General features: G+C 72.2%; 12 protein-coding genes. 7 read left to right on the top strand and 5 right to left on the bottom strand.

What is annotated here, in order from left to right:
• Window positions 1-39 precede the first annotated feature (39 nt).
• Together VFZ20_RS08915 and VFZ20_RS08920 are read right to left on the bottom strand one after the other, a co-directional pair.
• Entirely contained in the window at window positions 40-396 is a 357-nt protein-coding gene (locus tag VFZ20_RS08915; RefSeq protein WP_329683510.1) for a hypothetical protein, read from the bottom strand.
• A gap of 8 nt (window positions 397-404) precedes the next feature.
• The gene (locus VFZ20_RS08920) at window positions 405-668 is read right to left on the bottom strand and encodes an AtpZ/AtpI family protein (protein ID WP_329683511.1); all 264 of its coding nucleotides are present in this window, start codon (window positions 666-668) and stop codon (window positions 405-407) included.
• A gap of 217 nt (window positions 669-885) precedes the next feature.
• On the opposite strand from VFZ20_RS08920, the gene VFZ20_RS08925 reads away from it, so the two are divergent.
• The 5 genes from VFZ20_RS08925 (at window position 886) to thiO (ending at window position 5,376) form a co-directional block, all read left to right on the top strand.
• Window positions 886-1,323, top strand: a complete 438-nt coding sequence (locus VFZ20_RS08925) for a BsuPI-related putative proteinase inhibitor (protein ID WP_329683520.1) — start codon at window positions 886-888, stop codon at window positions 1,321-1,323.
• A gap of 92 nt (window positions 1,324-1,415) precedes the next feature.
• Window positions 1,416-2,357, top strand: a complete 942-nt coding sequence (locus VFZ20_RS08930) for a threonine ammonia-lyase (protein WP_329683512.1) — start codon at window positions 1,416-1,418, stop codon at window positions 2,355-2,357.
• On the top strand, window positions 2,357-2,920 hold the full coding sequence (locus VFZ20_RS08935) for a gamma carbonic anhydrase family protein (protein ID WP_329683513.1): 564 nt from the start codon (window positions 2,357-2,359) through the stop codon (window positions 2,918-2,920). Before VFZ20_RS08930 ends, VFZ20_RS08935 begins: the two co-directional genes overlap by 1 nt.
• Complete coding sequence (locus VFZ20_RS08940; protein WP_329683514.1) at window positions 2,917-4,095, top strand: M42 family metallopeptidase; 1,179 nt, start codon at window positions 2,917-2,919, stop codon at window positions 4,093-4,095. The genes VFZ20_RS08935 and VFZ20_RS08940 overlap by 4 nt, the downstream gene beginning before the upstream one ends.
• Before the next feature lie 132 nt (window positions 4,096-4,227).
• Window positions 4,228-5,376 (top strand): glycine oxidase ThiO, encoded by a 1,149-nt coding sequence (gene thiO / locus VFZ20_RS08945; RefSeq protein WP_329683515.1) that lies wholly within the window; start codon window positions 4,228-4,230, stop codon window positions 5,374-5,376.
• 235 nt (window positions 5,377-5,611) lie between these two features.
• Here thiO and VFZ20_RS08950 read toward each other — a convergent pair whose 3' ends face one another.
• The 3 genes from VFZ20_RS08950 to VFZ20_RS08960 form a co-directional block, all read right to left on the bottom strand.
• The gene (locus VFZ20_RS08950) at window positions 5,612-5,794 is read right to left on the bottom strand and encodes a hypothetical protein (RefSeq protein WP_329683516.1); all 183 of its coding nucleotides are present in this window, start codon (window positions 5,792-5,794) and stop codon (window positions 5,612-5,614) included.
• A gap of 150 nt (window positions 5,795-5,944) precedes the next feature.
• Complete coding sequence (locus VFZ20_RS08955) at window positions 5,945-6,709, bottom strand: prepilin peptidase (RefSeq protein ID WP_329683517.1); 765 nt, start codon at window positions 6,707-6,709, stop codon at window positions 5,945-5,947.
• Window positions 6,710-6,725: 16 nt separating this feature from the next.
• Window positions 6,726-7,496, bottom strand: a complete 771-nt coding sequence (locus tag VFZ20_RS08960) for an RNA methyltransferase (RefSeq protein ID WP_329683518.1) — start codon at window positions 7,494-7,496, stop codon at window positions 6,726-6,728.
• 123 nt (window positions 7,497-7,619) lie between these two features.
• Between VFZ20_RS08960 and VFZ20_RS08965 the strand changes: the two genes are divergently transcribed.
• Window positions 7,620-8,408 carry a M48 family metallopeptidase gene (locus VFZ20_RS08965; RefSeq protein WP_329683521.1) on the top strand — a complete coding sequence of 263 codons (789 nt, stop codon included), beginning with the start codon at window positions 7,620-7,622 and terminating at the stop codon, window positions 8,406-8,408.
• Window positions 8,405-9,274, top strand: coding sequence for a M48 family metallopeptidase (locus VFZ20_RS08970; RefSeq protein ID WP_329683519.1), 870 nt, complete (start codon window positions 8,405-8,407; stop codon window positions 9,272-9,274). The genes VFZ20_RS08965 and VFZ20_RS08970 overlap by 4 nt, the downstream gene beginning before the upstream one ends.
• Window positions 9,275-9,321 lie beyond the last annotated feature (47 nt).

The raw sequence follows: 9,321 nt of genomic DNA on the forward strand, positions 1-9,321 counted from the left end.
GGGCGGCGGCAATCAGCAGCGCCAGCAGGAGGTTGCGCTTCATCCTTGCGTCGGGTTCGACGTACGCGTCTTGAGAAACACCGGCTCCAGCATCGTCGTCAGCCAGAACACGCCGACGAGCGAGAACAGGGTGGCCGCGAAGGGCAGGCCCAGCCGCGGCACCACCACGAACGCGGCCACGGCGAACACCGCCAGCCGCACCAGAAAGCCCAGGCCGTAGCCGTGCCAGCCCCGGTCGGGAAACAGCCAGACGAAGAAGATCCAGAACACCGCGACCTGCACCACGGCGGCGATGCCGGCGCCCGCCAGGACGCCGTCCCGGTACTGCGGCGCAAGCCCCAGCCCGATCAGCGCGATGACGGCGGCCGCGGCCAGGGCCGCGGCGGTGTAGATCATGCCCCGCTTCACTTCGTCCTCTCGTCTTTGTCCCGGGCCTCGTCCCGCGGACGCAGCACCAGGCGGGTGTACATGGACCAGAAGCCCGTCGTCAGGCCGATGAACACGCCCGCGATCATGAGCCACGGGGCCGTGCCCAGCTTGCGGTCCGCCCACATCCCCGCGAACAGGAACACGATGATGACGACGGCGAACTGAAGCCCCGCCCCCATCATGTCGCCCATCTGCGGCCCGCCCTGCCTGGGCCCGGGGTGCATCGGATCTGCCGGCATTCTGGCTCGCTCCTCGCATCCTGGGGGGGTGTCGGCGCGCCCAATATAGGAGCTTGTGAAATTTTTCGCAAGCAGGTTACGGAACGATGAAAATCCTTGCTTGACGCCCATTCTCCGTGGCGTCTAATTTGCCCTTCGTCCGATTTTGCAGCGGTCGAACGTCCGCTCGAAACGCCGTTCCCGTGGACGTTCGCCCCCGATCCCGAGCCCAGCCGTGATGCCCGTCCGCCGCACCCTTGCCGCCCTTGCTCTCCTGCTGGCCGCCTGCGCGCACCCGGCGCCCCCCGCCGCCGCGCCCGGTGCCGCCGCGGGCCCGGCCCTGGTGACGTCGCTCACGGTGGAGCCCGTGGGCGACACGGTGCACCTGGCGCTGCAGCTCACCAACGTGACCACGGCACCCCTGGTGATGCGGTTCAACACGGGGCAGACGTACGACTTTGCCGTCCTGCGGGGCGGCGAGACGCTGTGGCAGTGGTCGCAGGCCATGCGCTTCATGCAGGCCCTGCGCGACGAGACGCTGGCGCCGGGCGAGACGCGCACCATCACGGAGCACTGGGTGCCGGGCCGGCGCGTGACGGGCGACCTCACGGCGCGGGGGTGGATCACCTCCACCAGCCATCCCGTGGAAAGCACCGCCACCTTCCGGATGCCTTGAGCCGGACCGCGCGCGCCCGCACGTTCCATTCCCGGGCGGACGCGGTGGACGCCGCACGCCCGGGGGGCGAGCCCTTTGGGGACGTTCCTGCGATGCCGGACGTCCTGGCGGCCGCGCGGCGGCTGCGGGGCGTGGTCCACCGCACGCCGCTGGAGCGCTCGCCCTGGCTGTCCGCGGAGACCGGGACGGACGTGTGGCTCAAGCTGGAGACGCAGCAGCGCACGGGCTCGTTCAAGGTGCGCGGCGCGTACAACGCCATCGCCACGCTCTCCGCGGAGGCGCGGGCACGGGGGCTGGTGACGGCGTCCGCGGGGAACCACGGACAGGGCGTGGCGCTGGCCGCGTCGCTCCTGGGCGCGTCGGCCCTCGTCTTTGTCCCCGCGGAGGCGCCGGACGCCAAGAAGCGCCGCATCGCCCGCTGGGGCGCGGAGCTGCGGGAGATCGAGGGCGGCTACGACGAGGCCCACCACGCCGCCGAGGCGCACGCGAGACGCTCGGGTGCCACCTTTGTCCACGCCTTCAGCGACCCCGCCGTCGTGGCGGGACAGGGGACGGTGGGGCTGGAGATCCTGGAGGACCTGCCGGGGGTGCGGACCCTCGTCGTCCCCATCGGCGGCGGGGGGCTCGTGGGCGGGGTCGGGATCGTGGCGCGGGCGCTGGGGCGCGGCATCCGCGTCGCGGGCGCGCAGACGGACGAGACGCGGGCCATGCACGCCTCGCTGGAGGCCGGCCGCCTGGTCTCCGTCCCCTACGGGCCGACCGTGTGCGAGGGGCTGTCGGGGGACGTGGACGAACGCAGCCTGGCCCTGGCGTCCCGCGTCGTGGACGAGGTGGTCGTCGTTTCGGAAGCAGCCGTGCGGCGCGCCATGCGCCGCCTGTACGAGGAGGAGGGGATCGTGGCGGAAGGATCGGCGGCCGTGGCCGTGGCGGCCCTGCTGGACGGCGCGGCGGGGCCCGGCCCCGTGGCCGTGGTGCTCACCGGGAGCAACGTGGACGGGGCGCGCCTGGCGTCGGTCCTGGGAGGGGCGGACTGATGGCCGTCATCCTTCCCTTCGCGGGGATCCATCCGCGCATCCACCCCTCCGCCTTCGTGGCGCCCACGGCCGTCATCATCGGCAACGTGACGGTGGAGGCCGAGGCCAGCATCTGGTTCGGCGCCGTGATCCGCGGGGACGAGCCGGAGTTCGAGATCCGCGTGGGCGCGCGGACGAGCGTGCAGGACAACGTCGTGCTCCACGTCAGCCGCCAGGGACCGACGATCATCGGCCCGGACGTGACCATCGGGCACGGGGCCATCCTGGAAAGCTGCGACGTGGGCGCGCGGGCGCTTATCGGGATGAACGCCGTCGTCCTGCAGAAGGCCGTCGTGGGCGAGGAGGCGCTCATCGCCGCGGGGGCCGTGGTCAGCCAGGGCGGACGCATCCCCCCGCGCGCGCTGGCCGCGGGAACGCCGGCCGTCGTCAAGAAGACGCTGGAGGGCGAGTCGCTGCGGTGGATCACCACCAGCGCGGCCCATTACGTGGAGCTGTCGCGCGACTACCTGGCGCAGGGGATCGGGGCCGTGGACGCGGACCATACCGGAGACGAACAGCCATGAGCGACTTCAGGATGCGGGACGCGGCGCCCGACGCGCGGCTGGACGCCGACGCCTGCGCGGCCTTCACGCCCGAAGCCGCCCGCGGCGCCCGTCTTGCGACGTCGCGGGGGACCACGGCGGCGCCCGGCGCGCCCCCAGCCATGGAGCCCATGGAAGAGCTGCTGCGCACCCTGTGCGACCTGCCGGGTCCCACGGGGCAGGAAGACGCGGTGACGGAGTGGGTGGCCCGCCAGTGGGAGGGCCGCGGCGAGGTGTCGCGCAGCCCCGTGGGCAACCTGTACCTGCGCATCCCCGGCCCGGGCCCCCGCGTCCTTCTCGCCGCCCACGCGGACGAGCTGTCGCTCATCGTCCGCTCCATCACGCCGGAGGGCTTTCTTCGCGTGATTCCCGGCGAGCGCGACACCTTCTCGTCCCCCTACTTCATCGGCCACCGCTTTCGCATCCTGGCGGACGGCGGCCCCGTGCCCGGCATCCTGGCCACGACCACGGGCCACGCCCTCACGCCGGACCAGCGCGAGCGGACGAAGCTGGGCTGGGACGAGCTGTTCGTGGACGTCGGATTGACGGCGGAGGAGGCGGCGGAGCGCGGCATCCGCATCGGCACGCGGATGGTGTGGGATCCCGGCATCCAGCGCGTGGGCCGGCTCCTCGTGGGCAAGGCCATGGACGACCGGCTGGGCGTGGCCGTGCTCGTGGAGCTGTCGCGGCGCCTGGCGGAGCGGGCGCCGCGCTTTGACGTGACGCTCGCGCTGACGGTGCAGGAGGAGATCGGGATGGTGGGCGCCAGCAGCGTGGCGCGCGACGGGCGGTCGTTCGACATGGGCTTCATCATCGACAACGGCCTGGCGGGCGACATCCCCACCGTGTCCGAGGCGCACGTGCCCATCCGCCTCGGCGCCGGGCCGGCGCTCGTCCACCGCGACAGCAGCGTCCACTATTCGCGCCGGCTGCTGGGCGAGCTGCGGGCCGTGGCCGAAAAGCACGAGATCCCCGTGCAGGACCTCGTCCTCTTTCACTACTCGTCCGACGGCGCGCACCTCGTGCGCCAGGGGATGGAGACGCTGCTGGTGGCGCCCCCCATCCGCTACTCGCACTCGCCGTTCGAGGCCGTGGACCCGGCGGACGTGGAGAACGCCGTGCGGCTGTTCGAGGCCTACCTGACGGAAAGTGCGTGAGTGCGGCAGGAAGTGCGAAAGTGCGAAAGTGCGAAAGTGCGAAAGCGAAGATACGGATGCGGGGGCGCGGCGGATGATCCGTCGCGCCCTCGTCCGTTTGCCTCTGCGACCCATGGATGAGAAATTCCGGGGATGACGAAGCATGAACGGACCGCCGACGTCGTCATCGTCGGCGGGGGAGTGATCGGATGCGCCATCGCCCGCCGCGCCGCGCGCGACGGGCTGTCCGTCGTCGTCCTGGAGCGCGGGACGCCGGGGCTGGAAGCGTCGTGGGCCGCCGCGGGCATGCTCTCGCCCCTGGCCGAGGCGGACGCGCCCGGGCCGTTCCTGGACCTGCTGCTGTCGGCGCGCGAGATCTATCCCGCGTACGCCGCCGCGCTGCGGGACGAGACGGGGATCGACGTGGGCTACGGCGACGCGGGGACGCTGTACGCCGCGCTCCGCGAGGAGGACGAGGCGGAGCTGGTGCACCGCTGGGCGTGGCAGTCCGCCGCGGGCCTCCCCGTCGAGCGATTGACGGCGCGGGAGGCGCGCGAGGCGGAGCCGGCCCTGTCGCCCGCCGTGCGGTCGGCCCTGCGGTTTCCCGGCGACCACCAGGTGGACAACCGCGCGCTGGGCGCCGCGCTGTGGTCCGCGGCGGCGCGGGCCGACGCGGCGTTCCGCTTGGGCGCCCACGCCGTGCGGCTGCTGCGCGACGGCGACCGCGCCACGGGCGTGGAGTGCGCGGGCGGCGAGCGGGTGACGGCGGGCGCGGTGGTGATCGCGGGCGGCGCGTGGGCGGGGCGCATGGACGGGCTGCCGCGGCCGATCCCCGTGGAGCCCGTGCACGGACAGCTGCTGGCGCTGGAGACGGTGCCGCCGCTCTTTCGCCACGTGGTGGATTCGCCGCGGTGCTACCTGGTGCCCCGCGCGGGCGGCCGCGTGATCGCCGGCGCCACGGTGGAGCGCACGGGCGACCGCAAGGCCGTGACGCCGTGGGGCCTGTGCCGGCTGATCGACGGCGCGACGGAGATCGCCCCCGCGCTGGAGCACGCGCCGCTGGCGGAGACGTGGAGCGGCCTGCGCCCCGGCACGCCGGACGGCTTTCCGATCCTGGGCCCGGACCCGGAGGTGCCGAACCTCGTCTACGCCACGGGCCACTACCGCAACGGCATCCTCCTCGCGCCGCTCACGGGCGAGCGGGTAGGCACGCTGCTCTCCGGCGGCGCGTGGTGCCCGGACGTGGCGCGGTTCGGGATAGAACGATTCGAGATCCAGCACGTCGGCGCGGCTCCAGCCTGAGCGGCTAAAGCCGCCGCTACGACAGCGGAAAGCCCCGCCCTGACGACGCTTCGCGTCGCACGGCGGGGCTTCACCTTCTCCGGCGGTCACCACCCGTCGCGGGGCCGGCGATTCGACCGCGCGGGCTCCGTGCATCCCACGGCACCCGCCCTGCCCCGACCTGTCGGCGCAGGCCGACATCGCGCCATCCGAGCCGCGAATTCATTCGCCGGGGGTGCGCGCACGGGACTCGCTTCTACCGCTCCGCCTCCGCGCTCGCCGTCCGGGCCCGCGCGAGGCGCATCCGGTGCTCGACATCGAGATAGCCGTCGAGCTCGGCGGCTTCATCTGCCGACAGATCACCCGCATTCTCCCGCCGCACCAAGTCCGCGACACGACCACGCATCGCCTCGGACGCCATCACCTGATCGCGCTCCATCTCGCATCTCCCGTCCAGCCGTTCCGGTTCCCGACTCATCCGTCTCCCGGACCGTGCTCCCACGCACCACGGCCGGTAGAAGTATACACCCTCTCCCGCGCAGTTTGCGGGAGAGGGTGCGAGCGACAGCGAGCGGGTGAGGGCCCCGCCTCATCCCCCCAGAAAGCTCCGCACGTACCAGTCGATCATCGCCTGGCCAAACGGCTCCGTGATGGCGGCGCCGAGCGCCAGGAAGATGCCGAAGGGCACCAGCTTGCCCGTCTTCACGCTGATGGGGCCAAAGATCAGCGAGCCGAACAGGGCGCCCAGGAAGATCGTCAGCATCACGCCGATGGGGCCCAGGAACGCGCCCACCATGGCCATCATCTTGATGTCGCCGCCCCCCATCGCCTCCTTCTTGAACGCCCACTCCCCCAGGATCGCCACCAGCCACAGCACCCCGAACCCCGTCGCCGCGCCGATCACCGACTGCAGCGGCGTCATGTACCCGGGCGCGAACGACAGCGCCAGCCCCAGCACCGTGCCGCCGATGGTGAACTGGTCGGGGATGATGTACGTGGCCGCGTCCGAAAGGGCGATGCCCAGCAGGATGGTGAAGAACAGCGCCGTGGACAGGGCCTGCCAGCCGAACCCGAACCGCCACACGGCCATCACCCACAGCAGCGCCGTGAACAGCTCCACGAGGGGATACTGGACGCTGATGCGGTTGCCGCACGCCCGGCACTTGCCGCGAAGCCACAGCCACCCCAGCACGGGGACGTTGTCGTACCACCGGATGCGCGTTCCGCACGCGGGGCAGCTGCTGGGCGGCGAGACCACCGACTTGTCCACCGGCCAGCGGTACACGCACACGTTGAGGAACGAGCCCACGCAGGCGCCCACGACGCCGGCGTAGACCATCAGCAGGATCTCCATCGATCGGAACGCGCTTTCAGCGGAGAAGTTCGTGGAGCAGGATGGCGCCGGCGGCGGCCACGTTGAGCGACTCGGCACGGCCGCGCAGGGGAATGCCCACGCCGCGGTGCGCCCGCGCGCGCGTCTCATCCCCCACGCCCGCGCCTTCGTTCCCCAGCACGAGCGCCGCGCGCCGCGGACGCGGCTCTCCCAGCGGCTCGCCCCCCACGACGGCCGCCAGCGTCGTCACGTCGTTCGCGGCCAGCCACGGCGCGAGCTCGTCCCACCCCACCTCGACGACGGGCAGGCGAAAGGTGGAGCCCATGGCCGCGCGGACGGACTTGGGATTCCAGGGATCCACCGTTCCCGGGAGCGCGACGAGGCCCACGGCCCCCAGCGCCTCGGCCGTGCGGGCCAGGGTGCCGAAGTTGCCGGGGTCCTGCACGGCGTCCAGCACCAGGACGACGGCGGGATCATGCGCCTCTACCCGCAGCGCGTCCAGCCCCACGCGGGGGATGGGCGCCACGGCCAGGATGCCCTGCGGCGTCTCCGTGTCCGCCAGCTCCGCCAGCTCGCGGTCCGCTATGTCATGCAGGGGCACGCGTTTACGGAACAGGGCATCCGTCAGCGCCTGTCCCCGGGGCGTGTCCCCCAGCGAGGACGCCGCGACGGCCAGGCGCACGGGGAGGGGCGATGCGAGCAGGTCTTCGACGGCGCGCACGCCTTCGGCCAGGAACAGGCCTTCGGACTCGCGCGCCTTGCGCTGGCGCAGCGACCGCAGCAGCCGCTCTTCGCGGCGGGTCAGCACGAGGTTTTCAACTGGTCCGCCTTTTGCCTTCCCAAAGGGCTCAACGCTTCAAACGACAGCCTGGAGAAGCTTATGTCACAAGCACTTAGACGCTCGTTCCGCCGCGTCGCAATCGTGGTATCCATGGCCGGCGCCGCATCCACCGCGGCCTGCGCCGGCGCCGTCAGCACCCAGCAGGAGGTGGCCCTGGGCGCCGACTACTCGCGCCAGATCAACCAGCAGCTGCCCCTGCTGAACGACGGGCCCACGCTCAACTACGTGAACCAGATCGGCCAGCAGATCGCCGCCATCGCCGATCCGCGCGGAATCCGGTACAACTTCTACGTGGTGAACTCCGACGTTGTCAACGCCTTCGCCCTGCCGGGCGGCTACGTGTACGTGAACCGCGGCCTCATCGAGCGGGCCGACAACCTGTCGGAGTTCACCGGCGTGCTGTCGCACGAGATTGGCCACGTGGCGCAGCGGCACAGCATCGAGCAGCTGCAGCGCGCGCAGAACGCCAACCTGGGCCTGCAGGTGCTGTACGGCGTGCTGCTGGGCCGCAACCCGTCGGGCGTGGAGCAGGCGGGCATCCAGCTGGGCGGCGGCGCCGTGTTCGCCGGCTACACGCGCGACGCCGAGCGCGAGGCCGACGCGGTGGCCGTGGGCTACATGGTGCGCGCGGGCTACAACCCGCGGGGCATGGTGACGTTCTTCCAGGAGCTGCTGAGCATGCAGCAGCGCCAGCCCAGCCGCGTGGAGCAGTGGTTCGCCACGCACCCCACCACGCAGGAGCGGGTGACCAACGCGCAGGCGGCCATCGCCCGCACGCCGGGCGCCACGGGCAGCAACCTGACCACGGACACGCGGGCCTTCCAGAACTTCCGCTCGCGCGTGGCGTCGCTGCCCGCCCCCGCGGACCGCGGCCGGTGAGCGCCCGCGGAACGTCCTCCGCCGGCCGGGCGCGCCGCGCCCGGCCCTGGCCCGCCGCCGCGGTGCTCGCGGCGACGCTGGCCCTGGGCGGCTGCGTGACCGAGCAGCGCGAGGTCGCCATCGGCAACCAGATCGCCACGCAGATCAACGGGCAGGTGCCGCTGGTGCAGGACGTTCCGCTCAACCTGTACGTCAACGACCTGGGCCGGCTCATCGCCAGCCACAGCGAGCGGCCGGCCCTGCAGTACCACTTCTACATCGTGGACTCGCCCGCGCTCAACGCGTTCGCGCTGCCGGGCGGGCACGTGTACGTGAACCGCGGGCTCATCGAGCGCACGCAGAACATCTCGGAGCTGGCGGGGATCCTGGCGCACGAGATTGGCCACGTGGCCGCGCGCCACGGCGCCGAGAACCTGCAGCGGCAGATGCGCACGCGCTCCATGTCGCGCACCATGTACCAGCTGATCCTGGGGCGCGAGCCCATGCTGGACCAGGAGGCGCTGGACCTGGGCGGCGCCCTGTGGCAGGCCCAGAACTCCCGGGCGGACGAGCAGGAGGCCGACCGCCTGGCCGTGGACTACCTGGTGCGCTCCGGCGTGGACCCGCGGGGCATGCTCAGCCTGTTCAGCACGCTGTGGCAGGAGGAGCAGCACATCCCCGGCAGCGCGCAGGTGAGCTGGTTCAGCACGCACCCGGGGACGGCGGCCCGCATGCAGGCCACGCGGCAGCAGATCCGCGCGCTGCCGGCCGTGCACAAGCCGCTGGCCACCAACAACGAGAGCTACGCGGCCTTTTTGCGCCGTCTTAGCGAGCAGCCGCCCCCCATGGGCATCGTGCTGCCGCCGGGCCACCCGCGGGGACAGTAGTAGAAGTGCCAAGTGACAAGTACCAAGTGCCAAGTGGAACGGCATTC

This window comes from Longimicrobium sp. (assembly GCF_036280135.1).
Classification (GTDB): Bacteria; Gemmatimonadota; Gemmatimonadetes; order Longimicrobiales; family Longimicrobiaceae; genus Longimicrobium.